The 26,463-nt window shown below is 68.1% G+C and carries 20 protein-coding genes and 1 pseudogene; 10 read left to right on the forward strand and 11 right to left on the reverse strand.

Features of this window, described 5'->3' with window-relative positions; genetic code table 11:
• Positions 1-204: 204 nt before the first annotated feature.
• The 3 genes from FHY19_RS12670 to FHY19_RS12680 form a co-directional block, all read right to left on the reverse strand.
• Positions 205-4,149, reverse strand: a complete 3,945-nt coding sequence (locus tag FHY19_RS12670; protein WP_259166455.1) for an exodeoxyribonuclease V subunit beta — start codon at positions 4,147-4,149, stop codon at positions 205-207.
• Positions 4,146-7,550 carry an exodeoxyribonuclease V subunit gamma gene (gene recC, locus FHY19_RS12675; RefSeq protein WP_259166459.1) on the reverse strand — a complete coding sequence of 1,135 codons (3,405 nt, stop codon included), beginning with the start codon at positions 7,548-7,550 and terminating at the stop codon, positions 4,146-4,148. The genes FHY19_RS12670 and recC overlap by 4 nt, the downstream gene beginning before the upstream one ends.
• A 444-nt stretch (positions 7,551-7,994) precedes the next feature.
• Positions 7,995-8,351 carry an autotransporter outer membrane beta-barrel domain-containing protein gene (locus FHY19_RS12680; protein ID WP_259166461.1) on the reverse strand — a complete coding sequence of 119 codons (357 nt, stop codon included), beginning with the start codon at positions 8,349-8,351 and terminating at the stop codon, positions 7,995-7,997.
• A gap of 291 nt (positions 8,352-8,642) precedes the next feature.
• Here FHY19_RS12680 and FHY19_RS12685 point away from each other — a divergent pair, with 291 nt between their 5' ends.
• From FHY19_RS12685 to FHY19_RS12710, 6 genes are read left to right on the forward strand one after another with little or no spacing between them, the layout of a single operon-like run.
• Positions 8,643-9,437 carry an ATP-binding cassette domain-containing protein gene (locus FHY19_RS12685; RefSeq protein WP_259166464.1) on the forward strand — a complete coding sequence of 265 codons (795 nt, stop codon included), beginning with the start codon at positions 8,643-8,645 and terminating at the stop codon, positions 9,435-9,437.
• The gene (locus FHY19_RS12690; RefSeq protein ID WP_104535395.1) at positions 9,437-10,186 is read left to right on the forward strand and encodes an MlaE family lipid ABC transporter permease subunit; all 750 of its coding nucleotides are present in this window, start codon (positions 9,437-9,439) and stop codon (positions 10,184-10,186) included. Before FHY19_RS12685 ends, FHY19_RS12690 begins: the two co-directional genes overlap by 1 nt.
• 8 nt (positions 10,187-10,194) lie before the next feature.
• Complete coding sequence (gene mlaD, locus FHY19_RS12695; RefSeq protein WP_259166465.1) at positions 10,195-10,743, forward strand: outer membrane lipid asymmetry maintenance protein MlaD; 549 nt, start codon at positions 10,195-10,197, stop codon at positions 10,741-10,743.
• The gene (locus tag FHY19_RS12700; protein WP_259166466.1) at positions 10,740-11,402 is read left to right on the forward strand and encodes an ABC transporter substrate-binding protein; all 663 of its coding nucleotides are present in this window, start codon (positions 10,740-10,742) and stop codon (positions 11,400-11,402) included. The genes mlaD and FHY19_RS12700 overlap by 4 nt, the downstream gene beginning before the upstream one ends.
• Positions 11,392-11,685 (forward strand): STAS domain-containing protein, encoded by a 294-nt coding sequence (locus tag FHY19_RS12705; protein ID WP_259158728.1) that lies wholly within the window; start codon positions 11,392-11,394, stop codon positions 11,683-11,685. The genes FHY19_RS12700 and FHY19_RS12705 overlap by 11 nt, the downstream gene beginning before the upstream one ends.
• A gap of 10 nt (positions 11,686-11,695) precedes the next feature.
• On the forward strand, positions 11,696-12,751 hold the full coding sequence (locus tag FHY19_RS12710; RefSeq protein WP_259166467.1) for a VacJ family lipoprotein: 1,056 nt from the start codon (positions 11,696-11,698) through the stop codon (positions 12,749-12,751).
• A gap of 197 nt (positions 12,752-12,948) precedes the next feature.
• Here the strand turns inward: FHY19_RS12710 and FHY19_RS12715 are convergent, their stop codons facing one another.
• The 5 genes from FHY19_RS12715 to FHY19_RS12735 all read right to left on the reverse strand — a co-directional run bounded on the left by FHY19_RS12715 (position 12,949) and on the right by FHY19_RS12735 (position 18,095).
• The gene (locus FHY19_RS12715; protein ID WP_259166470.1) at positions 12,949-13,191 is read right to left on the reverse strand and encodes a hypothetical protein; all 243 of its coding nucleotides are present in this window, start codon (positions 13,189-13,191) and stop codon (positions 12,949-12,951) included.
• Between the two features lie 55 nt (positions 13,192-13,246).
• On the reverse strand, positions 13,247-13,798 hold the full coding sequence (locus FHY19_RS12720) for a glutathione peroxidase (RefSeq protein ID WP_259166471.1): 552 nt from the start codon (positions 13,796-13,798) through the stop codon (positions 13,247-13,249).
• A gap of 133 nt (positions 13,799-13,931) precedes the next feature.
• A complete protein-coding gene (locus tag FHY19_RS12725) occupies positions 13,932-14,315 on the reverse strand; it encodes a hypothetical protein (protein ID WP_259158737.1) in 384 nt (127 codons plus the stop codon).
• 528 nt (positions 14,316-14,843) lie between these two features.
• Positions 14,844-16,364, reverse strand: coding sequence for a DNA recombination protein RmuC (gene rmuC, locus FHY19_RS12730; protein WP_259166932.1), 1,521 nt, complete (start codon positions 16,362-16,364; stop codon positions 14,844-14,846).
• A gap of 723 nt (positions 16,365-17,087) precedes the next feature.
• Positions 17,088-18,095, reverse strand: a complete 1,008-nt coding sequence (locus FHY19_RS12735; protein WP_259166472.1) for a zinc-binding alcohol dehydrogenase family protein — start codon at positions 18,093-18,095, stop codon at positions 17,088-17,090.
• A gap of 95 nt (positions 18,096-18,190) precedes the next feature.
• Here FHY19_RS12735 and FHY19_RS12740 point away from each other — a divergent pair, with 95 nt between their 5' ends.
• The 4 genes from FHY19_RS12740 to FHY19_RS12755 all read left to right on the forward strand — a co-directional run bounded on the left by FHY19_RS12740 (position 18,191) and on the right by FHY19_RS12755 (position 22,368).
• The gene (locus tag FHY19_RS12740) at positions 18,191-19,114 is read left to right on the forward strand and encodes a LysR family transcriptional regulator (protein WP_259166473.1); all 924 of its coding nucleotides are present in this window, start codon (positions 18,191-18,193) and stop codon (positions 19,112-19,114) included.
• A gap of 317 nt (positions 19,115-19,431) precedes the next feature.
• Positions 19,432-19,662, forward strand: coding sequence for a hypothetical protein (locus FHY19_RS12745; RefSeq protein WP_259166935.1), 231 nt, complete (start codon positions 19,432-19,434; stop codon positions 19,660-19,662).
• Between the two features lie 200 nt (positions 19,663-19,862).
• Positions 19,863-20,483 (forward strand): glutathione S-transferase, encoded by a 621-nt coding sequence (locus tag FHY19_RS12750; RefSeq protein ID WP_259166474.1) that lies wholly within the window; start codon positions 19,863-19,865, stop codon positions 20,481-20,483.
• A 469-nt stretch (positions 20,484-20,952) separates the two neighbouring features.
• The gene (locus FHY19_RS12755; protein WP_259166475.1) at positions 20,953-22,368 is read left to right on the forward strand and encodes an amino acid permease; all 1,416 of its coding nucleotides are present in this window, start codon (positions 20,953-20,955) and stop codon (positions 22,366-22,368) included.
• A 290-nt stretch (positions 22,369-22,658) separates the two neighbouring features.
• Here the strand turns inward: FHY19_RS12755 and FHY19_RS12760 are convergent, their stop codons facing one another.
• The 3 genes and pseudogenes from FHY19_RS12760 to FHY19_RS12770 form a co-directional block, all read right to left on the reverse strand.
• A complete protein-coding gene (locus FHY19_RS12760) occupies positions 22,659-25,133 on the reverse strand; it encodes a GH92 family glycosyl hydrolase (protein ID WP_259166477.1) in 2,475 nt (824 codons plus the stop codon).
• 95 nt (positions 25,134-25,228) lie between these two features.
• Positions 25,229-25,474: pseudogene (locus FHY19_RS12765) on the reverse strand (hypothetical protein); the annotation flags it as partial.
• Between the two features lie 472 nt (positions 25,475-25,946).
• Entirely contained in the window at positions 25,947-26,336 is a 390-nt protein-coding gene (locus tag FHY19_RS12770; RefSeq protein WP_259166479.1) for a DUF2628 domain-containing protein, read from the reverse strand.
• Positions 26,337-26,463 lie beyond the last annotated feature (127 nt).

Below are 26,463 nucleotides of genomic sequence, written 5' to 3' on the forward strand. Positions count from 1 at the left end.
GCGGACGGACCCTCACCCCAACCCCCGCTCCGCGCCCCAGCCCGCGCCAGCGGTGCGGGCGCTCCAAGGCATGCGCGCCAGTGGCGCGCAACCAGTGCCTTATCGCCCCGGGAGGAGAGGGGCTTTGGTGCGTCGGCGCTGACCGGGTGTGCACTCTCCCGGTGCGAGCGCGGCCTTGGTGCATCGGCGGTCAGGAGCTGTGCACTAGTGGGCATCGGGCGTGCCTGGGTCGCTGGATATCGGCTCCGGGGCGCTGCCGGCGAACAGGGCGTCCAGGGCGTCGACCAGGATCGGGTCGAAACGCCAGGCGTGGACGCCGGGGGCCGGGGTGCCGGGATCGGTGGAGGCCGCCGCGTCCAGGCCGCGGCAGAACAGGTAGCGCACGCCGCCGAAGTCGCGGGTGTAGTCGTAGCCGCCACCGTCGGCGGCGTCGCCCAGGCGGAAGCGCAACCAGCGGTGCAGCGCGACCGTGTAGATCAGCGCCTGCAACGCGTACTCGCTGTGCGCCATGGCGCGGGCCAGAGCATCGGCGTCGTAGCTGGGCAGGCGGTTGGACTTGTAGTCGAGCACGTACCAGCGCCCGTCCACGGTGTAGGTGAGGTCGATCAGGCCGGTCATCAGGCCTTCCAGGCGCTGGCGCGCGCCGAAGGCCTGGCGCTCGCCGACCACGCCAAACCGGTGCAGCAGTGCCAGCAGCGCATCGACCCGGGTGGGCCGCATGGCGAAGTGGAATTCCATCTCGTTGCGGCGCTGCGGTTCGGGGACCGCGGCCAGGGGGGTGCCTTCGGGCAGCACCACGGTGAGGGTGTGGCCGATCAGCGCGGTGAGCAAGCGCAGGCCGTCGTCGAGTTCGTCCTGGGCATAGCCGCCGCGTTGCAGGGCCTCGACGATGGGCGCGGCCTGGCCCTCGGGCGCGGGTTGGCCGGGCTGCCACGCGTGCCAGGCGGCAAAGTCGCAGCGCTCGAACACGTCGTGCATCACCACGCCGAAGCGATTGCCGGCAAAGCGCGGGTCGAACGGTTCGGCCTCGGTGGCAGCGGCGACTGCCACCGCCTCGCTGCCGGCCGGCTCGTCACTGCCGCCGCTGCCGACCACCGTGGCGCTGGCCATCGGGTCGCTGGCGGCGCCGGCATCGGCATTGGCCAGCTGGGTGAAGCTGTAGACCCACCAGTCCGGGGCGATATGCCGCTGCGGGGCGCGCGCGGGCGGCACCTGCGCCTCGACCGGCGGCGGCAGGCGCGGCAGGTTGGTGGGCGGCGTGGACGTGTCCACCACCACCGCGCCCTCGCCTGCCGCGCCCTGCAGCGCGTCGAGCGCGCGCAGCATGCCGGACAGGGCGGTGCGCTCGTGCTGGTGGAACGGGCCGCTGGCGATCCACAGCGCGTGCTCGGCGCGGGTCAGGCCGACGTAGAGCAGGCGCGCGTCTTCGGCACGTTGTTCCTGCTTCCAGGCGGCTTCGGCGGCGCTCCAGCTTGGGTCCTCTTTGTCTGTCTTCCAGTGCAGCTGGCGGCCGAGCTCGGGCGCGTGCACCACGCAGTGACGGCCGGCGCCCTTGTCGCTGCGGCCGATGCCGATGTACGGCAGGAACACCAGCGGGTATTCCAGGCCCTTGCTCTTGTGCAGGGTGACGATCTGCACGCGGCGCGCGTCCGATTCCAGCCGCAGCTGCTGGGCTTCGTCGTTGTCGTCGGCATTGGCGATGCGGCGCGACAGCCAGTCGACCAGGCCATGCGGGCCGAGCGCGCGGGCGTCGGCTTCCTGCAGCAGTTCGGCCAGTTGCAGGTAGTTGGTGAGGCGGCGTTCGCCATCGGTCAGGGCGAGCAGGCGTTGCCCGTGCGCGGCGCCCAGCTCGCCGATCAGGGCGAGCGGGCCGCCGCGTTGCCAGCGCTCGCGCCAGTCCAGCGCCTGCTGCTGCCAGCGACGGTGACGCTCGCCATCGTGTGCAAGCGCGGCGATGGCGGCGGCGTCCGCGCCGATCAGCACGGTGGCCAGGGCGGCACGCAGGCGGCTGTCGTCGCCCGGGTCGAGCAAGGCCTGCAGCAGGGCCAGCAGCTCCAGCGCCTCGTCGGTGGCGAACAGGCTCTGTTTGCCGGCCGCCACGGCGGGAATGCCCACCGCGCCCAGCGCGTGTTGCATGCGCGTGGCCTCGCCGTGGCTGCGCACCAGCACGGCGATATCGCCGGCCTGCACCGGGCGCGCGTTGATGGTGGCGGTGCCGTCGCGGCCACCGGCCAGCCAGCCGCGGATCGCCGCCACGCAGGCGGCAGTGGCCAACTCGCGGGCGCGGCCGGCGCTCCAGGGTTTGGGCTTGCCTTTCGCAGGCGGCGGCGGTTCCGGCGCGCGCCACAGCGTCAGCGCTGGGGCGGTGGCGCCATCGCGCTGCAGGTCGGCATCCACCCGCTTGGTGCCGGGCCGCACCGGGTGGAAGGCGATGCCATCGGTGAGGAAGGCGTCGGTGTAGCCGGCCTGCGCGTACAACGCGTCGATGGCCGCCAGCACGCCGGGGCGCGAACGGAAGTTGTGGCTCAGCGGCGGGGCGAGTTCGGCAGTGACTGCAGCAGCCAGATAGGTACGCACGTCGCCGCCACGGAAGCCGTAGATGGCCTGCTTGGGGTCACCGATCAGGAACAGCGCCGGTTCCAGGCCGGCCGCACGTGCGAGCGGGCCGTCGCCGAACACGTTCGAGAAGATCGCCCACTGGCGGTCGTCGGTGTCCTGGAATTCGTCCACCAGCGCGATGGCGTATTGCGCGCGCAGCCGAGTGGCCAGGGCCTGGGCCTGCGCGCCTTCCAGCGCGTGCGCAACGCCATCGACCAGGTCGTCGTAGGTCTGCACGCGGCGCTGGCGCTTGAGCAGGGCGAGCCGTGCGATGGCGTCTTCGCGCAACGCGTGCAGCAGACGGATGCGGCGACGCGTGCGCCATTGTTCGACACGCGCCAGCGCGGTGAGATAGCCGTCGATCTCGTGGCTCAGCGGCGAGGCCGGCGTGCGCTCGACGAACTTCTTGTTGGTGCCGGCGGCCAGTTCCGCGGCGGTCAGCTTGATCAGTTTGGGATGCGGGGCGGTGTTGACCGATGGCGCGGCGGCGAAGCTGTCGAACCAATGCCACAGCGATGCCAGCCACTCGGGTTTGTAGCTGACCTTGCTCAGGATGCCGCCGTCGATGGCGGACATGATGGATTCGAAAAACGCGGTGCCCTGCGCGTAAAACGCACTTGCCAGCGCGCGGCTTGCATCGTGCACGGCCTGCAGCAGTGCGTCGGCATCGTCGCTGCCAGCGTCGGACGCTGCCGGCAGGATCGCCGGATGCCGCACCAAGGCGCGCAGGTCGGTGGCCAAGGCCGGCGGGCCGCCCGACCACAACGCGATCAGGTCTTCGGCCATCACCGCATCGGCCGCGCGTTGGCGCCACAGGTCGGCGGCGACTTCGCCGAGCAGTTCGCGATCGTTGGCGAGCAGTTCCGGTGCGGCAAAGGCCTGGCCGCTTTCCAGCGCGTGCTCGCGCAGCACGCGCGCGCAGAAGCCGTGGATGGTGAACACCGCGGCCAGATCGATTTCTTCCACCGCCTGTTGCAGGCGGCGGCGCAGGGCGGTGGGTGTTTCGGTGCCGTTGGCCAGGTGGGTGGCGAGGATAGCGCGGGTGAGCAGGACGTCGGGCGGCTCCTGTAGGAGCGGCCCCGGCCGCGACGGGTCGTCGGCCAGGTCGGTCGCGGCCAAGGCCGCTCCTACGGGGGGGGTGGTGCTAGTGAGCAGGACCTCGGGCGCGTCCTGTAGGAGCGGCCCTGGCCGCGACGGGCCGTTGGCGAGGTCGGTCGCGGCCGAGGCCGCTCCTACACGAGCCGATGCGCCATTAGGCGCAGGCGTTGTGGGTTGGTCGGTCGCGGCCGGGTCCGCTCCTACGGGAGCGTCGGGGACCAGGGTCGCGGCCAGCACCAGGCGCTCGCGGATGCGGCGGCGCAATTCCTGGGTGGCGGCCTCGGTGAAGGTGACTGCCAGGATCTGGCCGATGCGCAGGCCGCGCTCGACCACCAGCCGGGTGAACAGCGTGGCCAGCGTGAAGGTCTTGCCGGTGCCGGCGCTGGCCTCGATCAGGCGCACGCCGTGCAATGGCAGGTGCAGGTACGGGTCGGTGACGGGGTTGGCGCTCATTCGGCGTCTTCCTGCGCGCCGTGCCAGTGGCGCCAGCTCTCGATCAGACGCTCCGGCTCCAGCGTGGCATCGGCGTTGCCGCGCTCGAGCAGGTCGTAGACACGATGGCTGGTGATGGCGAACTCGGCGAAGCGCTGCGCATCGGCGAACGGGTCGCGGCCGCGGTGGACCAGGCGCAGTTCCGGGCTATGCGATTCGCTCCAGCCGAAACCGGATTGCCACTGCCCGGCGGCGTCCTTGATGGCCTTGTCCAGGTCGTCGCCGCGTGCGGCCTGGTGGTATTTCCAGCTGCTGTAGGGCGCGAATGCCAGCGGCATGTGCAGGCCATGGCGATACAGCTGCAACAGCTCGCCCAATGCGTGTTGCGCCTGTGTCTGCGACAGCGGGTCGGCGTCGATGGGATGCGGGCCCAGGCCGTCGTCCTGCTCGAAAAAGCGCACATACGGCACGCGCTCGCCGGCGGCGCGCAGCAGCAACCATTCCAGGCCGTAGCGGATCGCGCTGCGGCCACTGAGCGCACCGACCTGCACGCGCCCCACGCCATCGGCATACCAGCCGGGCACGCGACCGTGGACGTCGGTATCGCCGATGCGCACCTGCAAGCGGCGCGAATCGGCCGGCGCATCGCCGCGCCACTGCCGAAAGGCGTCGGCATACGGGCGCAGCTGCGCCACGCGTTCGTCGAGTTGACGACGGCCGAGCGGGCCCGATGGCAGCAATGCGCGCGCGCGCAGCCGCTCGTACAGCCCATCGACCTCGCCCGCCAATGCCGCCTCGAACACCTGCTGCTGCAAGCCGTATTGGTCCAGCCCGCGCGTGGGCGCGAGCAGCGGTTCCAGATCGCTGTCTTCGCTGGCCGGGTCGGGCAGCCGCATCCCCAGGCGATGGCGCAGGAACTGCCCGGCCGGGTCGCCGAACAGCCGGCGCAGATCGTCGATGGACACGCTGGCAGGCAGGCCGATGTGATCGGCCGGCAATACACCGGCCACCCACGGCGCCAGCGGCTGGCGCTGGCCGGCAAGGCTGTCCACGGCCGGGCGCCACTGCCGGCGATAACTGAAACGGCGCGGGTCGGTGCCGTGATCACCCGCCGCACCGAAGGCCGCGGCGGCAAACGGCTGCAACGGGTGGTGCACCACCAGCGTGTCGATTGCCGCCGGGTCGGCGTGGTACTGCGCAGCGCTGCCCAGCAGCTCGCTGACCAGCACCGACGGTTCGCGCGCGCTGCCGTCGCGCGCATCGGCACCGAGATAGCTCAGGTAGAACACCTCCTGCGCGGAGGCGAACAATTGCAGGAACAAGAACCTGTCGTCCTCGCGGGTTGAACGATCGCCATGCCGGCGGCGCTCGGTGCCCAATTCTGCAGTGAGGCGATTGAGCCCGGCGGCCGGGTCGCGGCGCGGAAAGTCGCCATCGTTCATGCCGAGCAGGCAGATCACCCGGAACGGCAGCAGGCGCATCGGCACCATGCGGCCGAAGCTGATGCCACCGGTGAGCAGCGGCGCGCGCGTGTCCGACTCGCCCAGCACCGCAGCGAAGTGCGCACGCACCACCTCGGCCGGCACCTTGCCGGCGTACTCTGCACGCACCGCATCGCGGGCGAACTGGTCGATCAAGGTGCGCAGCCGATCCAGCGCGCGCTGCGCACGCGGGGCCGATGGCGCGTTGGGAATCAACGCCTCCAGCAATTCAAGCAACCGCTCGCGCCATAGGCCGGGCGGCATCGGCTCGGCCAGGATGGACTGATGGCGTTCGAGCACGCGCAGCAGGCGCAGCAGCGTGTCCAGTGCGGCCACCGCGCTGCCTTCCAGCTGCGGCCAGGGAGCCACGCCATCGATGTCGTCGTCGGCGCCGCTGGCATGACCGAGCAGCAGCCGGTCCAGCGCGAAGCGCCAGGTGTAGGCGTCGTCGCCCGGTGCCTGGTGCTGACGCCGATGCGCCGCATCCAGCCCCCAGCGCGCGCCGGCAGCGTGCAGCCAGGTCCGCAGGCGTTCAAGCCCGGCTTCGTCCAGGCCGGCGGCCTCGGCAATCGGCGCGCTGGCCAGCAGGTCCAGGATTTCATGCAGCCCAAAGCGTGCGATCGGCAGCTTGAGCAAGGTCAAAAACACCTCGGCCAACGGCTCGCTGGCCAAGGGGCTGGCATCGGCCAGCGCGTACGGCAGCGCGTCGTCGTTGCCGTGGCTGCCGAACACCGCGTCCAGGTACGGCACGTACGGGTCGATGTTGGGCGACAACACCGCAATCTCGCGTGGCTGCAAGGGTGGGTCGAAGCGTGGGTCGTCGAGCAAGGCGCGCAAGTGGTCGTGCAATACCTGCAACTCGCGCAGGCGCGTGTGGCAGGCGTGCACCTGCAGGCTGGGGTCGTGCAGATTCACCGTCGGCAACACTGCAGGCACGCCTGGTGCGCGGCGGTGGAACAGGTCGCTCTGCATGCGCCGCAGCAGGCTGTCGCCCAGGCCGCCGTCGGCCAGTGCGCGGCGGCCGGACTCCAGCGGATCGGCATAGGCGGCGATCTCGGCCAGCGGATGCACCACCTCGTAGTCGCCGACCAGCGCCATGAAGTCGCGTCCGGCCGCGCCCCAGGCCTGTAACAGCGGATTCTCTTGCACCTGATCGGCAAACAGCTGCACGGCGCCGTCTTCGCGGCGACGCTGCCACAAGGTCTGCAGATCGCCCCAGTAGCCTTGCGTGGGCGTGGGCAGGTAGAAATGCAGCGTGCCCACGCGCGCCTGCGTGGCCAGTACGCGCAGCACGTCGGGCGAAATATTGAGGATGGCGAACGCAAACAAGCGCTTGGGCAGGCCCTGCGGCAACGGCCCATCGGCGCGCGCGTAACGGTCCAGATACTGGCCGATGCGCCGCGCGCGGTATTGCCGCCCGGAGGCGATGCTGCGCCATAAGCGCGCCTGCGGGTCATCGGGGTCCGCGCCGCCTTCCCAGCGCAGCAGCCAGTCGCGTCGCCAGGCCTGGTATTTCTCGAACACGTTGCCCAACTCGCCGGCCAATGCCCAGGGCTTGAGCGCATCGCCGTCGGACAGATAACCGGCCAACGGCGCCAGCGCCGCATCGCTGCCCAGGTCGGCCTGCAACGCGGCGTACAGGCGCCACTGCGTGGTGGCCATGTCCAGATCATCGTCGGCCGCGCCGAGGTTGCACTCCAGCGCGCGCGCCACGAATTCGCCGGGAGTGAGGAATTCCAGATTCGCCGCCACGCCATGCTCGGCCGCCAGCGTGGACTGCAGCCAGCGCCGCATCGCCACCTGCGGGATCAGCACCACCTCCGGCTGCAACACCGGTTGACCGCGCACCGGCTGCCGCAACTCCTGCGCGAGCAAGGCAGCCAGGGTATCCAGCGCATTGGAAGGATAGAGACGGAAATCGGGCGCGGAGGTGGCGTGCATGCGTGGGCGCATTGTGCCGGATGCCGAGGTAATGCGCGTTGACCTGCAGGGTGCAGGCCCGTCGATGTGTTCGCTCCTGCTGCGCAGATGCGCGGCGTGCGTGGAATGGACATGCAGCAACGCTCAGGCGAGCGCGGCCAGTGCCTGCGGTCGGTATCGCGTCGTCGGTGCGCTGGATGCGCGAATGTTCATGCATTCGCCGACGTGCTTGCTGCCTGCGCGCATGGTCAATTCCACGCGACAGGCAAGAGCCGCTCTGGTCCAGACAGACGTCAATGACGGGGTTGCCGCCGCACTGTGCGGGATCTGCCATGCCAGCTCGCCGGTGCGGGTGCCTGTGCGATCGCTGCACTCCACCGGCCACGATTGCAGCGGCCGCAAATGCGATGGGCCGAGCATTGCCCGACCCATCGCATGGCCTTTACTGCGGCGCGTGCTGCGCGATCAGTATTTCTTTTCCAGATTGATCATCCAGGTCTGGTCGTTGCCGCTGTCGCCATCGGTGATGCCGCGGTATTCCAGGCGCGTGGACAGGCCTTGTTCGGTCAGCAACGCCGCGCCGATGCCCACCATCAGGCGATTGCGATCGAACGCGCTTTGCCCGGTGCGATAGAACGGCCCGCCAGACAGATCGGCGTAGCTCAGCGTGGCATCGCCGCGGCCCTGGAAGTCGCGCTGATATTCCACGCGCAGCTGCGGGGTCGGGTGTCTACTGGAGGCTACTGCCAACCACGCTAGAAAGATGCCGATCTCCTCTATCCACGTCAGCTGCAGAAAAGAGACGCGAGACCCACTGCGCAAAATCTAGGGTCAATAGCGTCATTGCGATCTTTGTGCGCCCTTCCACTGCCGCGCTTGCATCTGCATGATGCCGCAGGCTCTCAGCAGGTAAACCCTACCGCCGCGTATGTTGAACCGCGATGCCACGCCGTGCGGCAGTTCGTGCGTTGCGGGACACGCTGTTACGCAGATGGCGACATGGTCGGCCACATCGCCCGCGGCATGAATGCGACAATACTGCACGCAGCGGTTCGGTTATGTTCAGCCGTGTGACGGCTACTCTATTGCGTTGGAATTCTGTTAAAGGCTTCGATGACGGCGTCCGCCTCTCCTGTCGTGCAATTGTCCGGTGTCCGCATCGATCGCGGCGGTCGCACGATCCTGCGCGACGTTTCGCTCGATGTGCCGCGCGGCAGCATCACTGCCGTGCTCGGTCCTTCCGGTAGCGGCAAGTCCACGATGCTGGCGGCGTTGACCGGCGAACTGCGCCCGGTGGCCGGCACGGTGACCTTGTTCGGCAACGCGATCCCACAGGGGAGCCGTGCGCTGCTGGAGATGCGCCGCAACGTCGGCGTGCTGCTTCAGGGCAATGGCCTGCTGACCGACCTGAGCGTGGCCGACAACGTCGCGCTGCCGCTGCGCACGCATACCCGTCTGCCGGCGCCGGTGTTGCAGCGCCTGGTGCAGATGAAGCTGCATGCGGTGGGCCTGCTGGCTGCCGCCGATGCCTGGCCGCGCGAACTGTCAGGCGGCATGGCACGGCGTGTGGCGCTGGCGCGGGCGCTGGCACTGGATCCGCCGCTGATGATCTACGACGAACCGCTGACCGGGCTGGACCCGATCGCCTCGGGCGTGATCATGAGCCTGATCCAGCGCCTCAACGACAGCCTGGGCCTGACCAGCATCATCGTCAGCCACCACGTGCACGAGACCCTGCCGATCAGCGACCAGGCGGTAGTCATCGCCAATGGCGGGATCGTGTTCGCCGGCACGCCGGCGCAATTGCAGGACAGCACCGATCCGCTGGTGCAGCAGTTCCTGCATGGCCAGCCGGATGGGCCGATCGCCTTCGACGCGGCGCCGCGGCGCGACCGGAGTGCTGCCTGATGGCCATGGTCGAATCGATCCGCGCCTTCGGCCGCGCCGGGCTGTTCTCGCTGACCGTGCTGCGCGGCTCGGTGCCCACGCGCGACTTCATCGCCGAGCTGGTGCGCGAGATCTACAAGGTCGGCGCGCGTTCGCTGCCGATCATCGCCGTCGGCGGCGCCTTCGTCGGCCTGGTGCTGACCCTGCAGGGCTACCGCACGCTGACCACCTACGGTGCGTCGGATGCGCTGTCCACCTTGCTGGGGCTGTCGCTATACCGCGAGCTGGCACCGGTGCTGACTGCGCTGTTGTTCATCGGCCGCGCCGGCAGCTCGATCGCCGCCGAACTCGGCCTGATGCGCGCCACCGACCAGATCAAGGCGCTGGAGCTGATGGCCATCGATCCGGTCGCCAAGGCGGTGGCGCCGCGCTTCTGGGCGGCGGTGCTGACGGTGCCGCTGCTGACCGGCGTGTTCTGCTCGCTGGCCATTACCGGCGGCTACTTCGAAGCCGTGCACGTGCTGGGCATCGACAACGGCACATTCTGGTCGGGGTTGAGCAACAGCGTGGACTTCTGGGACGACTTTGGCGTGGCGATGCTCAAGTCGGCGATCTTCGGTGGCACCGCCGCGCTGGTGGCCGCCTACGTGGGTTTCCATGCCGAGCCGACCATCGAAGGCACCTCGATCGCCACCACCCGCGCGGTGGTGAACGCCTCGCTGCTGGTGCTGATGTTCAACTTCGTCCTTTCTGCAATGTTGTTTAGGTGAGATAGCCCATGGCCATGCGTGGACCACGACTCGAATTCGCCGTCGGCGCCTTTTTGCTGCTGACCCTGGCCTCGCTGCTGGTGCTGGCGGTGGCCTCGACCAACCAGCGCTGGGGCTTCGGCTCCAGCCAGTACACGCTGACCGCGCGCTTCAGCCAGATCGGCCAGCTGCGTGCGCAGGCGCCGGTGAAGATCGGCGGGGTGACCATCGGCAAGGTGGCCGATATCAGCCTGGATCCGACCAAGTTCGATTCGGTGGTGACGCTGTCGCTGGACACCAAATACAAGGACCTCCCCGCCGACACCTCGGCCGGTATCTTCACCAGCGGCTTGCTGGGTGAGAGCTATATCGGCCTGCAGCCGGGCGGCGACCCGGAAACGCTCAAGCCGGGCGAAGAGATCGGCTTCACCCAGCCGGCGGTGGATCTGCTGCAGCTGGTCGGCAAGTACATGTTCAGTGGTGGCGGTAGTGGTGGCAGCAATGCCCCGGCCGCCACCGATGGCCAGGCCCCCGCGCCTGCCCAGCCCGCTCCTCCCTCTACGGAACCACACCAATGAAGATCACCCTGCTCTCCACCATCCTGGCCTCGACCCTGCTGGTGTGCGCACCGGCCACCGTGCTGGCGCAGCCGGCTGCCGCCAGCGCGCCCGCGCAAGGCGCGGCCACCAAGACCGTCATCGACAGCAGCACCCGCATTCTGACTACGCTGGACCAGCGCCGCGCCGAGTTCCGCAGCAACCCGGCCGCCCTGCGCCAGTACATCAACGGCGAATTGAACAAGGCCTTCGACCGCGACTACTCCGCCCGCCTGGTGCTGGGCGTGCACGGCCGTGGCGCCTCCGACGCGGACATCAAGCTGTTTGCCGACGCACTGGCCGAGAACCTGATGCAGCGCTACGGCACCGCGCTGCTGAACTTCGAAGGCAAGCCGACCTTCCGCGCCAAGTCCGAGAGCGCGCTGCCGGGCAACCGCGGCGTCAAGGTCTCCACCGACCTGCTGCGTGCCGGCAACGACCCGACCCCGGTCGATTACCTGATGCGCAACAGCGGTGGCCAGTGGAAGATCTTCGACGTGATGATCGAAGGCATTTCCTACGTACAGACCTTCAAGACCCAGTTCGATGGCCCGTTGCGCGAGAAGGGCATCGCCAAGGTCGCCGCCGATCTGCGCAGCGGCAACCTGCAGGTTGGTGCGGCACCGGCCAATGGCAAGTAACAGCACCGTGCAACGCAACGGCGACACGCTGGCGCTGAGCGGCGTGCTCGACCGTACCGCGGTCACTGCGGCCTGGCCGCAGGCGATCGCCCAGCTCGATGGCGTTCGCACGCTGGACCTGACAGGTGTACAACGCCTGGACAGTGCCGGCGTTGCGATGCTGGCCGAACTGGCCGCGCGGCTACGCGGCAACGGCACGGTGGCGGTGGTGGGCGAGGCGTCCGGTCTGGACGAATTGCGCGCCGCCTATCGCTTGTCTCCCACTCTCGATTTTCAGGCCTGAGCGCCACGCCATGACCCAGTTACGCCCCCTCCCCTTGCTGGCCTGCCTGTTGCTGGGCGCCTGCGCCAGCCAGGCGCCGAAGTCGGCGCCGCCGTCGGCCAGTGCCGATACCCCATCCAGTACGGAAGCACCGGTGCGTGACGATTCCGGAGTGACCGCGCAACCGGCCGCCGCCGGTTTTGCCGCGCCCGATGCGGTGCCTGCCAGCGTGGCCGCGGCACCCGCCCAGCAACCCGCTGGCGATGCCGGTACCGACGCGGCAGGTGCGCCGACCTCGGCCGAAGACGACTTCGCTGCGCTGTATGGCACAGCCGCCCCGCAGGCCGGCGCCGACGGTGCGCCGGCACAGCCGGGCGCCGCACCGGCCTACGACCCGTGGGAGCGCTACAACCGCGGCATGCACCGCTTCAACCTGGCGGTGGACCGCGGCGTGGCGCGTCCGCTGGCCACCGGCTACACCAAGGTGGTGCCGCGTCCGGCCCGCCTGGGCGTGACCAACTTCTTCGACAATCTCGGCACGCCGCTGACCATGGTCAACCAGCTGCTGCAGGGCCACCCGGTGTATGCGGTGCAGTCGCTGGGCCGCTTCGTGATGAATTCCACGCTGGGCGTGGCCGGCCTGTTCGACCCGGCCTCCGCAGCCGGCATTCCGCGTCGCAGCGAAGACTTCGGTCAGACCCTGGGTGTGTGGGGCTGGCGCAATTCGCGCTACTTCGAATTGCCGCTGTTCGGCCCACGCACCGTGCGCGACACCTTCGGCCTGGGCGGCGACATTCCGCTCTCGCCGTTGCGTCAGGTCGACGACAGCGGCGCGCGCTTCGCCCTGCAGGGCCTGCAGTTGGTGGATACGCGCTCGCAGCTGATGTCGCTGGATTCGCTGCGCGACCAGGCACCGGACGAATACGCACTGACCCGCGATGCGTGGATGCAGCGCCGCAACTACCAGATCGTGCGCGATCTGCGCAGCCATCGCGACAAGAACAACGAGCTGCCCGACTACCTGCGCGAAGACAAGGACAGCACGGTGCCGGTGGATGCGATGCCGATCCCCAACTGGGTGCGTTGATCGGCTGCGCTGCGGTTTGCAATCAATACGAAAGCCCGGGAGCGATCCCGGGCTTTTTTTGCTTCGTGTGGATGTCCATCATTGACTGCCGCGTGGCCGCGCTTGATTCCCGTCCCTGGCCTGGTCCGACGGACTCGATGCAGACGTCTGGTCTCGTTCTTCGATCGAAAGACCACCGAAAAACTGTTTAGGCGTGGTCACATCCGCTTGCGGAGACCTTGGATTTTGAACGAGAGCCACGAAGACAACAGGCAAAACGCAAAACCGACCACAAGCGCAACCGCCACCATTGGCCATCCTGTGGTCCATTGGACACGGTAAAAGCAAGTTGCCGGCTCGCTATTGATGAGCGCGCCATCAGGACATGGATTGGCCAGGCGGCTGTGATACAGCAGCACCACGCCCGTTACACAGGCAAGGGCGCTGCTCAGGATAAGCATCAGAACACCGGCTCGAACGAGTAACTTGCCTGGCATTGAAGGACGACTGCCTGCGTCATGCAGTGGCGGCCAGTGCCGCATCCACTGCCTGACGCAAGCGCGCATCGTCTGCCGGCACGTCGGGAGCGAAGCGCTCGATAACCGTGCCGTCGCGGCCGACCAGGAATTTTTCGAAGTTCCACAGCACGCCCGGCGCGGGGTTTGCGGCAATGCCGTAGCCGGCGAGTTTCTCGCGCATCGGGCCATCGCCGGTGGCGCTCGGGCGTGCGCTGGTCAGGGCCTGATACAGCGGATGGGTGTCGGTACCGGTGACGGCGATCTTGGAGAACAGCGGGAAGGTGACGTCGTAGGTGAGCTGGCAGAACTGCGCGATCTCCGCCTCGCTGCCGGGCTCCTGTCCGTTGAAGTCGTTGGCTGGGAACGCCAGCACTTCCAGACCCGCGGCGTGCCTGTCGCGGTACAGCGCTTCCAGGCCTTCGTATTGCGGGGTGAGGCCGCACTTGGAGGCGACGTTGACCACCAGCAGCACCTTGCCGCGGTAGTCGGCCAGCGTGGCGGGCTCACCGTCGATGCGGGCCACGGGGATGTCGTACAGCGTCTGGCTCATCGATACGTCCTGGACAGGTAGAGCCGAGAGCATAAACCGCCACTGGCTCATGGCGCTTGCAGTTATCTCCAGCGACGCGCACGGGCCAAGCGGCTGATCGGCCCGTGCAAGCGCTTGGACATATTTGAAGCCATCAATCGATGCACAACGCGGCCTGGCCCATGCCGCCGATCACTTCCTGGCGGCAGCCGAAGCGGTCGCTGTCGCGCTGGCAGGTGCCGGTGGTGGCGGTACCGGTCGGCACGATGCTGGTGGCCAGGCAATCGCCGCTGCACTCGGCATTGTCGGTGCAGGTCTTGCCGGCATCGGCATACGGCACGATACAACGCGGAATCTGCATGCGGCCTACCGGACGCAGTTGGCCGCCTTTTGCGGTGCAGGCGGCAGCATCATCGGTGGAACCTGCGTTCGCAGCCGGTGGCGCGCTCGCTGCAACGCCGGACTTGGCGGCAGGCGTATTGCTACATGCGGCCAGCAGCAGCGCGCACAGCATCGGGTGGATCCATCGGGCCGCCATGGGAATCTCTCTGGGACAAGGGGCCTACAAGCATCGCGGTGGCGATGTCTGCGTGGCGTGGTCGGCATGGGACGCCCAAAAAAATCTGCCGTTGTAGGAGCGCACCTGGCCGCGATGAGGCGTTATCGGCAATGCCCTGTCGCGCCCGGGTGCGCTCCTACGGTGTGCTGTCTGTTGACTGTTGCGATGCCATCTGTGGATCGCTGCTGCCTGTCGCTGGAAGTAGCGCCAAGCCATTGCCGTTTGCTGCAGCCGGCGTTGTAGGAGCGGACCTGGCCGCGATGGGGCGTTATCGGTAATGCCCTGTCGCGCCCGGGTGCGCTCCTACGGTGTGCTGTCTGTTGGTTGTTGCGATGCCATCTGTGGATCACTGCTGCCTGTCGCCGGAAGTAGCGTCAAGCCATTGCCGTTTGCTGCAGCCAGCGTTGTAGGAGCGGACCTGGCCGCGATGGGGCGTTATCGGTAATGCCTGTCGCGCCCGGGTGCGCTCCTACGTGTGCTGGGTGTGGGCTAGCGTCTGAGGGTGGATCATTCCTGCTCGTCGCCGGGGTCGTCGTCGATGCCGTTCGCGGCATCGTCCAGCAGCGCCTGGGATTGGTCGCCGGAGAGCGTTTCCACGCCACGCAAGCGGCGTTCGATGGTGCGGGTCTTGCGGCTGGCTTCGCCCAGGCTCTTGCCGACGGTGCTGATCTGCCGCTCGGCCTTCTCCAGAATGCCGGCGAACTTGCCGAACTCGCTCTTCACCGCGCCCAGCACCTGCCAGACCTCGCTGGAGCGCTTTTCGATCGCCAGCGTGCGGAAGCCCATCTGCAGGCTGTTGAGCAGGGCGGTAAACGTGGTCGGGCCGGCCAGTACCACGCGATGTTCGCGCTGCAGCAGATCGACCAGGCCGGCGCGGCGGATGACCTCGGCGTACAGGCCTTCGGTCGGCAGGAACATCACCGCGAAATCCGTCGTGTGCGGCGGGCAAACGTACTTGTCGCTGATGGATTTGGCCTGCACGCGGATGGCGCGCTCCAGCTGCGCGGTGGAATTCTTGATCGCGTCCAGGTCGCCTTTTTCCTGCGCGTCGATCAGCCGTTCGTAGTCCTCGCGCGGGAACTTGGCGTCGACCGGCAACCACACCACCGTGTCATCGCCGCGCCCTGGCAGGCGGATCGCGAAGTCCACTGCTTCAGCGCTGTCGGGTTTGACCCGCACGCCGCGCGCGTACTGCTCCATCGTCAGCGTCTGCTCGAGGATGTTCTCCAGCTGCACTTCGCCCCAGCCGCCGCGGTCCTTGACGTTGCTCAGCACGCGCTTGAGATCGCCGACGCCGGTGGCCAGCTGCTGCATTTCGCCCAGGCCGCGCTGCACCTGCTCCAGGCGCTCGGAGACGAGTTTGAAAGACGCATCCAGCCGTGTGTTGAGCGTGGTCTGCAGTTTTTCGTCGACGGTGGCGCGCATCAGTTCCAGCTTGCTGGCGTTGTCGTACTGCAGGTTGGCCAGCTGTTGTTCCAGCGTGGCGCGCATTTCGCCGATGCGCAGTTCGTTGCGCTGGGTGAGTTCGGTCAGGCGTTGGCCCAGCGCCTCGGTGAAGCGCTGCTGCGACTCGCCGGCCTCTTGCCGGCTCTTGCGGGCATCTTCGGCCAGCGCATCGCGCAGCGCGGCCATATGGGTGTCGGTGCGTGCGATCAGCTCGGTCAGTTGCTGGCCGAATACCTGGATGCGGGTTTCCTGCTGCTGGCCGAAACCGTCGAGCTGGGTGCGCAATTCGGTGAGCCGCAGGGTGAGCAGTTCGCCGGTACGTTGTTGCGCGAGGGCGCTTTCCTCGCGCGCCTTGCGGGCGTCTTCGCCAAGCGCGTCGCGCAGCAGGTCCAGGCGCTGGTCGGTGCGGGTGGACAGTTCGGTGAGATTGCGCGCAAAGGTTTCCAGGCGGCCGTCCTGCTGCCGCGCCAGGCCTTCGAGCTGCTCGCGCAGTTCACCGCGGCCGTCACGTTGTTCACTGCGCAGCGCATGCTCCAGCGCAGTGGTGGAGGGACGCCGCAGCAGGGCCAGCAGCTGCAACACCAGGACTACCACGAGGAGTCCGAGAAGGATCAGGGATTCGGATGACATGCGTGCAGTGTAGCCGGGCCGGTCGCAGCGGCTGCGTCGGTGCGAGGCGGCCTGGGTGGTCGGTGATCAGGCCGCAGGCGCTCGGGACGTTGCGCCTGCGGCAATGCGCATCGGCGACTTCAGTGCGGCTAGCGACGTGGCGAGCCGGGCCGTGCGCCACTTAGCTTGTCGGTAGCCAATCGTTGCCACGCGCCGACAGCTGCGATCTGCAAGCGGTGGCGATCGCCTGCGCGCGGGATGAGCGCGGCGGTCGTCGCAGAAGACCATGCAGGCCATCCGGCAACGACATCGCTTCGGTCGCATCGTCGCACCGACACGATCGCCGCATGACGTACTGCGACGCGCGCAGTCGCCCACGACGACCTGGCGCATATCGCTCCGCAATGCACATCGCCCAGCGGTGCGCGTGCGCAATGCCGTGTCTGGCGATCGCACGACCTGCGCCCGGCAGGGTCGCACGCGGCGACACGTCGCCACAGACGCTGACGCGTAGCGGCTCCCGGGCGCTGCACGTCGGCGATTCCGGGCGGCGGCTGGACACTGCAGTGCGCCGCGTCCTGTGCATCGCGCTGCGCCCGGCCCTGTTCGAGGCCGACCCCGCCCAGACGCCCGCTCTACGGCAAGCACGCATTGCTCGGCGCACCGGAACATGGCGCGATCCATGCCTGGCTGCAGTCAGAACCCTTCCAGTACCAGCTTGCCGCGGGTGCGATGCGATTCCAGGGCGGCGTGGGCGCGGCGCAGGTTGTCGACGCTGATGCGGCCGTAGTGCTCGCCCAGCGTGCTGCGCAGCGTGCCGCTGTCCACCAGCGCGGCAACGCGGTTGAGCAGGTGGTGCTGGGCGATCATGTCGTCGGTGGCGAACAGCGAGCGGGTGAACATGAATTCCCAGTGCAGCGACGCGCTCTTGCGCTTGAGCGGCAGCACATCCAGCGTGGCCGGGTCGTCGATCAGCGCCAGCTGGCCCTGCGGCGCGAGCACGTCGACCAGCTGGGCGAAATGCTGGTCGGTGTGGGTCAGGCTGGCCACATGCTGGACCTGGGCGATGCCGATGCGCTGCAAGCCCTCGCTGAGCGGCTGGGTGTGGTCGATGACATGGTGGGCACCGAGCGCATACACCCAATCCTGGGTCTGCGGGCGCGAGGCGGTGCCGATCACGGTCAGCCTGGTCAGCGTGCGCGCCAGCTGCACCAGGATCGAACCGACCCCACCGGCGGCGCCGACCACCAGCAGGGCCTGGCCGTGGCCGCCGCCTTCGGCGATGCGCAGGCGGTCGAACAGCAGCTCCCAGGCGGTGATGGCGGTCAGCGGCAGCGCGGCGGCGGACGCGTCGTCGAGCGTGGCAGGCTTGCGGCCGACCAGGCGCTCGTCCACCAGGTGGTATTCGGCATTGGTGCCCGGGCGGGTCAGCGCGCCGGCGTAGTACACCGCGTCGCCAGGTTGAAACAGGCTCACCTCGCTGCCCACTGCATCGACCACGCCGCTGGCATCCCAGCCCAGCACGCGCGGCGACTCCACCGGCGCATTGGCGCGCACCTTGGTGTCGACCGGATTGACCGAGATGGCATGGATGCGCACGCGCAGGTCGCGCGGGCCGGGCTCGGGCAGCGGCAGCTCGAGTGCGACCAGCGCGCGCGGGTCGTCGATGGGCAGGCCGTGTTGCGGATAGGCGATGGCTTTCATGGGGCTGACCGTTGGGCGGGGAACTGCAGGGTGCGCCATCGCGATTCCCGGAAAAACCGGCAAACTGCGCAAGCAGTTTCACCACTGGAGAGAAGATGGTCCGGTTCGATGACCTGGCAATGTTCGTGCGCACCGCCGCGCTGGGCAGTTTTTCCAGCGCAGCGCGCGAGGCCGACCTGCTTCCCGGCCAGGCGAGTGCGGCCGTCGCCCGGCTGGAGCGGGCGCTGGACCTGCGCCTGTTTGCGCGCTCCACGCGCAGCCTGCGGCTCACCGCCGAGGGCGAGCAATATCTGCCCTACGCACGCCAGGTGCTGGAGCTGCTGCGCGATGGGCGCGAGCAGGTGCGCGGCGGCGACCAGGCACTGCACGGGCTGTTGCAGGTGACCGCGCCTTCGGATCTGGGACGCAACGTGCTGCTGCCCTGGCTGACCGCGTTCCGCGCGGCCCATCCACGGCTCACCTTGCGCCTGCACCTGTCCGACCAGGTGGCGGACCTGTATCGCGCGCCGGTGGATGTGGCGTTCCGGCTCGGGCGCATCGACGATGCCGAGCATGTGGCGCTGCCCTTGGCACCGGACAACCGCCGGGTGCTGGTGGCCGCGCCGGACTATCTGCGCCGGCATGGGCGACCGGACACGCTGGAGGCACTGCGCGACCATGCCTGCCTGCTGTACGTGCTGGCCGGGCGCCCGTATGAGCGCTGGCAGTTCGAGGTCGATGGCCGCCGCCAGACCGTGCCGGTACGCGGGGCGATGCTGTGCGACGACGCCGACGTGGTGCGGCGGTGGGCGGTGGCCGGCGAAGGCATCGCCTACAAATCGTGGCTGGATGTCTGCGCCGATGTACAGGCGGGGCGCCTGGAGGTGGTGCTGCCCGTATACGGCGACCGGCTGCCGCTGCAGTTGGTCTGCCCACATCGCAAACAGTTCTCACCCGCCATCCGCCAGCTGCATGCAGAGTTCGCGCAGCGCTGCCAGGCGATGACGGCGTTGTACCCGCTGGCTTCCGATGCGCGTTGACCTGCTGCGCCGGAAGATGGACGCAATGGATGGACACGCGCTTCGGCAAGCCGCGCGTATCGTTGGACGGGCCAGGCGCATTGCGCCCGCAGCGGATGCATCGGCGTTCCTGCGCCCGCTGGTGCGGGATCGATACGCTTCGGTGGTGGATTCGGCGGCCTCGCCAGGGGCGATTCCGTTGAGGAAGGCGAAGCGTCGGTTACGACCAACATGCCATCGCAGCGCGGCATAGGTCTGCGCGACTGCCGCGCTCGTTGAGGCGCCCGTCACTGCGCGGCTTCCGGCCTGCGTGCATGTCAGCCCGCCGCTTGCCGTCGATGCAGCGCTACGGCAATCGCCAAGGCCACTCCGGCGTGGTGGCCTATGCGTCGGCAGACGGAGCGATCGCCGTGCGCTTTGGCAGTGGCCAAACCTATGTGTACACCGCCGACAGCGCCGGCGCAGAGGTGGTGGCGACCATGCAGCGCCTGGCCAAGGCGGGACGCGGCTTGAGCACGTATATCAGCCAGAGCGTGCGCGACAGGGATGCGGACAAGAGTGCGTTGTAGCCGAGCGGCGACGGAGCAGGTTGCACGCGTCGCTCTGCACGGTTGCACGAAGATACAACTGCACATTGCAGCAGCCGCTGCGTTGAACACAGACGCGGCAGCCGTGCTGCTGCGATGATGCATCGACGCATTCGCAAAACGCAGCGCAGCAACCAGCGCCGTCGTCTCCGCGCACTCACCACATCCATCCTCGGGCGCCTATGCTGGATATCTACGGAAAGCCGACATCGATCAACGTGCGCAAGGTGCTGTGGCTATGCGACGAGTTGGCGCTGGACTACCGCCTGCATGCCTATGGCAGCGGGTTCGCCTCGGTAGACACACCCGAGTTTCTGGCGCTCAACCCGAACGGCCTGGTTCCGGTGATGCGCGATGGCGACCTGGTGTTGTGGGAGTCCAACACCATCTGCCGCTATCTGGCCGCACACAACCAGCGCGCGGATCTGCTGCCGGCCGCGCCGGCCGCGCGCGCGCTGGTCGAACAATGGATGGACTGGCAGGCCACCGAACTCAACACCGCCTGGCGCTACGCGTTCATGGCCACCGTGCGCGGCAGTGCGGCGCATACCGATCTGCACAGCATCGCGACCAGCGTGTCCGAGTGGAACCGGCACATGACCATCCTGGATGCGCAGCTGCAGCGCGCCGGGCCTTATGTGCTGGGCGCGGGCTTCACCTTGGCCGATATCGTGCTGGGCGTGTCCACGCAGCGCTGGTTCGCCAGTCCCATCGAGCGCCCGCCGCTGGCGGCGGTTGCGGCGTATTACGCGCTGTTGAAGACCCGGGCTGGCTTTCAGCGCCACGGCTGCACGGCGCCTTGAATGCATCGCGCCATGGCCGCAGGGCGCATGCCAGACGCTGCGAGTGCGCATGGCATACGGCAGATCGTGCGGTCATCGCCGTCGCGCGGGTCGCTGCATGGCAGCGTTGGCCTGGCGGCCCCGCAGCGCCTGCATGGCCGTGCCGATCGCAGGCACACACCCGGTAAGCAGCGCCCGCCACCACGCCGCTCGCGCTCGGCACCTGGGCCACGTCCCGCCAGATGCTTGCGCATCCTGCCTGTGCGTGCGCCCGAGCCGGACGCAGCCCCACAAGGTCTGCACCGACTGTTTCGGCCCGGGCGACGGCGCGCTCGTTGCGGGAATCGCGGCATGGAGGGTGCGACTTGTCGCTCTGCTGCCAGGCGACGCGCGCGCCCTGCCCACTTCGGCCGCATGACCTTGGACCGATAGCTTTGCTGCAGCGCGTTGGGCGACACTCGGGGATTCTTTTGGTTCCTTCGAGGTCCGCATGTCGTCTTGGCTCAGGCGCAAATCCATCGATCAGGTCACCGTGCACGAGGCTGGCCGGCAACTGGTGCGCAGCCTGAGTTGGCCGCACCTGATCGCGCTGGGCATCGGCGCGATCGTCGGCACCGGCATCTACACCTTGATCGGCGTGGGCGCGGACAAGGCCGGCCCGGCGGTGCTGCTGTCGTTCGTGGCGGCCGGCATCGTGTGCGCCTGCGCGGCACTGGCGTATGCGGAGATGGCCACGATGATGCCGGCCGCCGGCAGCGCCTATACCTACAGCTACACCGCGCTCGGCGAGAGCATCGCCTGGGTGGTGGGCTGGAGCCTGGTGCTGGAATATTCGCTGGTGGTCAGCACCGTGGCGGTGGGCTGGTCGGGCTATTTCGTCGGGTTCCTGCAGTGGTTGGGGGTCAATCTGCCGCATGCCTTGATTGCCGGGCCGCATGCCGGCGGCATCGTGAACCTGCCGGCGGTGGTGATCACCTTCCTGGTGGCCGGCATGCTGATGGCCGGCACCAAGGAAAGCGCCACGCTCAACGCGGTGCTGGTGGTGTTGAAGATCATTGCGTTGGGCGTGTTCGTGGCGATCGCGCTGCCGGCGTTCAACAGCGCCAACCTGCAGCCGTTCATGCCGTACGGCTTCTCCAAGGCGATGGGCCCGGATGGCGTGGAGCGCGGGGTGATGGCGGCGGCGGCGATCATCTTCTTTGCCTTCTACGGCTTCGATGCGATCTCCACCGCGGCCGAAGAGACCAAGAACCCGGGGCGCGATCTGTCGATCGGCATCGTCGGCTCGATGATCGGCTGCACGCTGATCTACGTGCTGGTGGCGTTGTCGGCGGTGGGCGCGATGAGCTTTACCGTGTTCGGCAAGAGCCCGGAGCCGTTGGCGCTGATCATGCGCGAACTCGGCCACGGCAAGGCGGCGCTGGTGATCGGTGCGGTGGCGATCATCGCGCTGCCGACGGTGCTGCTGGCATTCCTGTACGGGCAGAGCCGGATCTTCTTCGTGATGTCGCGTGATGGCCTGTTGCCGCGCGGCCTGTCCAAGGTCAACGCACGCACTGGCACGCCGGTGGCGATCACCTTGTTCACCGCGGTGCTGGTGGCCGCGTTGGCGGGTGTGGCGCGGCTGGACGAGATCGCCGCGCTGGCCAACGCCGGTACGTTGGCCGCGTTTACGGCGGTGGCGGCGTGCCTGCTGGTGTTGCGCGTGCGCGAGCCCAGCCGTGCGCGGGCCTTCCGCACGCCGCTGGCCTGGGTGGTGGGACCGGTGGCGATCCTGGGCTGCCTGTATCTGTTCTGGAGCCTGCCGAGCACCACGCAGGGCTGGTTCCTGCTGTGGAACGCGCTGGGCGTGCTGGTGTACCTGGCCTATGGGCGGCGCAATAGCCGGCTGGCGAAGGTGCAGTAGTTCTCCCGGCGGGACATTGTCCCCCTGCATGGGGGAGAAGGGGGCCCGAAGGGCCGGATGAGGGGACGGGCGAAGCCTGGTGTCATCCACCTTGGTCAGTGGCTTTGCCCCGTACCCTCACCCCAACCCCTCTCCGCCAGGAGAGGGGCTTCAAGCTGCACACTACTGGTCCGCGCCTGCGCCGCGGGTGCTCCAGCGCACGCGCGCCACGGCGCGCAAGTAGCGCCTTCTCGCCCGAAGGAGAGCGGCTCAGGCCAGGCGTCGCTCGCTCGACGCAGCGACGCTTGCGCTCACTGCGCTGCTGCAGGTGTGGCGCAGAACGAGGTTGGACGTGCATCCGCCTGGGTGCCCCAGCCTTGCGTGGGTGCCTGCCTGGTGAGCGCAACCGACAGCGTGCCGCCCTGCTGCAGCTGGGCCCAGTCCAGGAACACCTGCCGCTGCGGTTTACCGTTGAAACGCACGCTGTCCACGTATTGCAGCGCGCGGCCGTCCGCGCCGGGTGCGTCGATGCGCAGGCGCTTGCCGTTGCCCAGCTCCAGCGTGGCGCGTTTGAAGCGCGGGGCGTGCAGCAGGAACTGCCCGCTGCCCGGCACCGCCGGATACAGGCCGAGCGCACTGAACAGGTACCAGGCCGACATCGTGCCGAGGTCGTCGTTGCCGGTGACGCCGTTGGGTGCGTTGGTGAACAACTGCTGGGCGGCGCGCACCACGGTGGCGGTCTTCCACGGCTGGCCGATCAACGTGTACATCCACGGCGCATGCAGGTCCGGCTCGTTGTTGGGGTTGTAGCGGTACTGGTTGTAGTAGCTGTACGGGCCGACCACCCAGTGCGTGCGCGCGCCGTTGAGCGGATCCTTGAGCAGGTCCTCGTAGGCGAAGAACGCATCCAGGCGTTTGCCGGCCTGCTCGGTGCCGTGCATGGCCTGCAGCATGCCGGGAATGTCCTGCTGCACCAGCCATTGGTATTGCCAGGCGGTGCCTTCGTGGAAGCCGTGCTGCGAGCGTGGGCTGTAGTGATCGTCCGAGGGTGCGTACCAGCTGCCGTCTTCCAGCCGCGGGCGCGGAAAGCCGCTGAAGCCGGTGTCGGCATCGCGCACGCCGGCGTCCCAGACGTTGTGCCAGTTGCCGCCGCGTGTGCGTAGCAGCGCGCTGTCGTCGGGGTGGCCGAGCGCCTGCGCCATCTGCGCCAGCGCGCAATCGGCCAGCGCGTATTCCAGCGTGGCCGAGCCGCCGTGGTGCGGGTCCACGTCCATGCCCTTGGAAGGGAAGGCGCGGTCGTATTGCACGTAGCCATTGGCAAGATAACTGGCGTTGCCCGAGCGCCCCGAATGCCGCGAGTTGATCGGCGGCTGGCCGAAGGCGTTCTGGCGCAACGCGGCGTAGGCCTGGGCTTCGTTGCCCTGCAGCGCGCCGAAGCGCCACAGGTCGACCATGAAGGGCGTGACCGGATCGCCGGTCATGATGTTGGTGTCGAAGTTGGCATAGCCCCAGCGCGGCAGCCAGCCGCCCTGCTCGTGGATGGCCAGCAGCGAGCGGCCGATGTCGCGCGCGCGCGCCGGTTGCAGCAAGGCGAGCAGCTGGTTCTGCGAGCGATAGGTGTCCCACAGCGAGAAATACTCGTAGTAGGTCCAGCCGTCGGCCCGATGGATCGCATCGTCGAAGCCGCGGTAGCGGCCATCGGCATCGCTGCCGGTGAGCGGCTGCAGCAAGGCGTGATACAGCGCGGTGTAGGCCACCGTGCGATCGTCGACGCTGGCGCCGGCCAGCTGCAGGCTGGCCAGTTCCTTGCGCCAGGCCTGTTGCGCGCGCTGGCGCATCTGCTCCAGGCCCAGCAGCTTGCCGCCGAGCATGCCGTCGGCGCGCAGGTTGTTACGTGCACCCTCGGCATCCACGTGCGAGATGGCGCTGACCACGGTCACCGCGCGCGCATCCTTGCCCTTGCCCAGCGGGAAGCTGAGCCAGGCGCCGTTGGGCTTGAGTTCGCCGCCCATGCCGTGGCGCGCACCGGGTACGCCGCCGTCTTCGCCCCACACTCCGTGCGCGGTGAACGGACGATCGAACTCCAGCCGGAACCAGCTGGTGTATTCATGGCCGCCGCAGAAACTTTGCGTGACCAGCTTGCCTTCGACCACGCGGTCGCCAACGATCTGCACCTGGCTGCCGATCACCACGTGGCGGTCGTTGGCCTGGGCCACGTTGATCAGCACATGGCCGGTGTCGGCGCCGGGCGCGAAGGTGTAACGCTCGGCAGCGGCGCGGGTGAGCGCGCTGGCTTCGGCGTCGATGCCGCCGTAGTCGGTGAGCCGCACCTTGTAGTAGCCGGCCTGGCCCACTTCGCCGTCGTGGGTGTAGCGGGCGGCGTAGCGCTTGTGGTCGAAGGCCTTGGCGTCGCTGGTATCGAAATCGCCGCCCGGGCCGATGCGGCCGGTGACCGGCAGCACCGAGACCTGCCCACCCTGCTCCCAGCAGCCGGCCCCCGACAGGAACGAATGGCCGAAGCCGCGGATGCTGGGGTCGTCGTAGCGCCAGCCGGCGTAGTGGGCGCCGATCGGGCTGACCTGGATCAGGCCGAACGGGGCCGACGCGCCGGGAAAGGTATTGCCGTCGTCCTTGCTGCCGATGAAGGTGTTGACCTGTGCCGGGTCCTGCGCAGCCAGCGGGCCGGCCAGCGTGACGCCGAGCAGGCACAGGCCGGCGGCGGCGCGGCGCCACCAGGAGCAGGACGGGGACGATGCAGCGGTGGCGCAGGACACGACAGACAACATGCGGGAATCACCTCGGGGGAGAGGGCGGCGCGAACGTCGCAGGTGGGAAGCGTGCCTGCCGCGCCGGGGCGCCGGCAGGCACGCGCAACTGCGTTCTAGAAATCGAACACGTATTCTGCCGCGATCTCGCGGCCGACCGGGCGGAACAGGCGGAACAGGCGGCTGTTGTAGAACTCGTGATCGAGCTTGTACGGGTCCTTGTGGTTGTAGCCGGTGCTGTTGAAGAGGTTGTTGACGTAGAGGTTGAGCTTCATCGCCGGGGTGATGCGGTAGCCAGGATTGACGTTCCAGGTGATCGCCGGGCTTACGCGGCCGTAGTACTTGCGGGTGCTCTAGCCGAACGCAAAGAGTAAGCATTCGGCGTCCGATGCTCCACGCCGCGTCGCAACAAGGCTGGCGGCCTCAAGCAGACTCTTCGGATTGGAGTTCAATTGGATCAAGGCCTTGATCGGTTCAGTCCTGGTGCCAGGCCTGTTGTCGGCAGAACCAACGGGTGAGCTGGCTTGAGTGCATGGCGGATCCTTGCTGCACGCAGCCGGGTGGGTAGCCATTGCCGGACAGGCGCTGTGGATCTACCCGGAGGCGCTGCGGGGGAATAGCTGAAACTGCAAGCGCAGGGCGAGTGGCGGCGAGCGGTGCCGGCCGCCGTTGCAGCAGACGTCTTCTGATACGTGTGCACGGCAGAGGACGAGGTCGGTGGGAGGGAGCGGCGGGTATTGCCCGTCTATGAGCCGCCCATAAAAAAGCCCGGTCGTCGGACCGGGCTTGGCGTCAGGGCGGCAGTGGGAGGGTCCGCCGCCTGGCGGCCGTGACTTACCAGCGCATGCCTTCGAACGGGTTGAAGCTGGTGCTGCCCTTCACCTTGTCCAGGTAGTAGGCGTAGTTGGCGCTCATGCCGGCCAGCAGGGCCAGCGGGATGCTCAAAGCATTGCCCAGCGAACCGGGCAGGAACGAGGCAATGATGCCCACCACCAACCCGATGCCGATCAAGCCCAACGCCTTGCGCCACAGGCCCAGGATGAAGAAGTAGATGAAGCCGAAGAACAGCGCATAGAAGTTCATGCCGACCTTGAGCTTCTCGCCGAACGGCAGTGTCTTCAGCGCTTCCTTGTAGGCAGGATCCTTGGGGCCGCCATGACGGTCGAAGAAGTCGAAGCGGAACTGCCACTTGGGGCTGAGCTGGGTGCGGTCAAAGGTGTCCATTCCAATCCATGTAGTTGAAAACGGTTACATGATAGGCGATTGCGTATTCAGCGGCACGTGTTTTACAGCGAGCTCGACACCAGCCGGCCCACACATGAGCCGGCGATTGCCCGGCCGACTCCCTTCC

This window comes from Xanthomonas sp. 4461 (assembly GCF_024806475.1).
GTDB lineage: Bacteria > Pseudomonadota > Gammaproteobacteria > Xanthomonadales > Xanthomonadaceae > Xanthomonas > Xanthomonas arboricola_F.

Coding starts and splice junctions, on each gene's coding strand:
- FHY19_RS12755 (WP_259166475.1), top strand. CDS start 20,953: ATGTCGTCTTGGCTCAGGCGCAAATCCATCGATCAGGTCACCGTGCAC.
- FHY19_RS12715 (WP_259166470.1), bottom strand. CDS start 13,191: ATGCTTATCCTGAGCAGCGCCCTTGCCTGTGTAACGGGCGTGGTGCTG.
- FHY19_RS12740 (WP_259166473.1), top strand. CDS start 18,191: ATGGTCCGGTTCGATGACCTGGCAATGTTCGTGCGCACCGCCGCGCTG.
- recC (WP_259166459.1), bottom strand. CDS start 7,550: ATGCACGCCACCTCCGCGCCCGATTTCCGTCTCTATCCTTCCAATGCG.
- FHY19_RS12735 (WP_259166472.1), bottom strand. CDS start 18,095: ATGAAAGCCATCGCCTATCCGCAACACGGCCTGCCCATCGACGACCCG.
- FHY19_RS12770 (WP_259166479.1), bottom strand. CDS start 26,336: ATGGACACCTTTGACCGCACCCAGCTCAGCCCCAAGTGGCAGTTCCGC.
- FHY19_RS12710 (WP_259166467.1), top strand. CDS start 11,696: ATGACCCAGTTACGCCCCCTCCCCTTGCTGGCCTGCCTGTTGCTGGGC.
- FHY19_RS12745 (WP_259166935.1), top strand. CDS start 19,432: ATGCAGCGCTACGGCAATCGCCAAGGCCACTCCGGCGTGGTGGCCTAT.
- FHY19_RS12685 (WP_259166464.1), top strand. CDS start 8,643: ATGACGGCGTCCGCCTCTCCTGTCGTGCAATTGTCCGGTGTCCGCATC.
- mlaD (WP_259166465.1), top strand. CDS start 10,195: ATGGCCATGCGTGGACCACGACTCGAATTCGCCGTCGGCGCCTTTTTG.
- FHY19_RS12760 (WP_259166477.1), bottom strand. CDS start 25,133: ATGTTGTCTGTCGTGTCCTGCGCCACCGCTGCATCGTCCCCGTCCTGC.
- FHY19_RS12725 (WP_259158737.1), bottom strand. CDS start 14,315: ATGGCGGCCCGATGGATCCACCCGATGCTGTGCGCGCTGCTGCTGGCC.
- FHY19_RS12705 (WP_259158728.1), top strand. CDS start 11,392: ATGGCAAGTAACAGCACCGTGCAACGCAACGGCGACACGCTGGCGCTG.
- FHY19_RS12700 (WP_259166466.1), top strand. CDS start 10,740: ATGAAGATCACCCTGCTCTCCACCATCCTGGCCTCGACCCTGCTGGTG.
- FHY19_RS12670 (WP_259166455.1), bottom strand. CDS start 4,149: ATGAGCGCCAACCCCGTCACCGACCCGTACCTGCACCTGCCATTGCAC.
- FHY19_RS12690 (WP_104535395.1), top strand. CDS start 9,437: ATGGCCATGGTCGAATCGATCCGCGCCTTCGGCCGCGCCGGGCTGTTC.
- FHY19_RS12750 (WP_259166474.1), top strand. CDS start 19,863: ATGCTGGATATCTACGGAAAGCCGACATCGATCAACGTGCGCAAGGTG.
- FHY19_RS12720 (WP_259166471.1), bottom strand. CDS start 13,798: ATGAGCCAGACGCTGTACGACATCCCCGTGGCCCGCATCGACGGTGAG.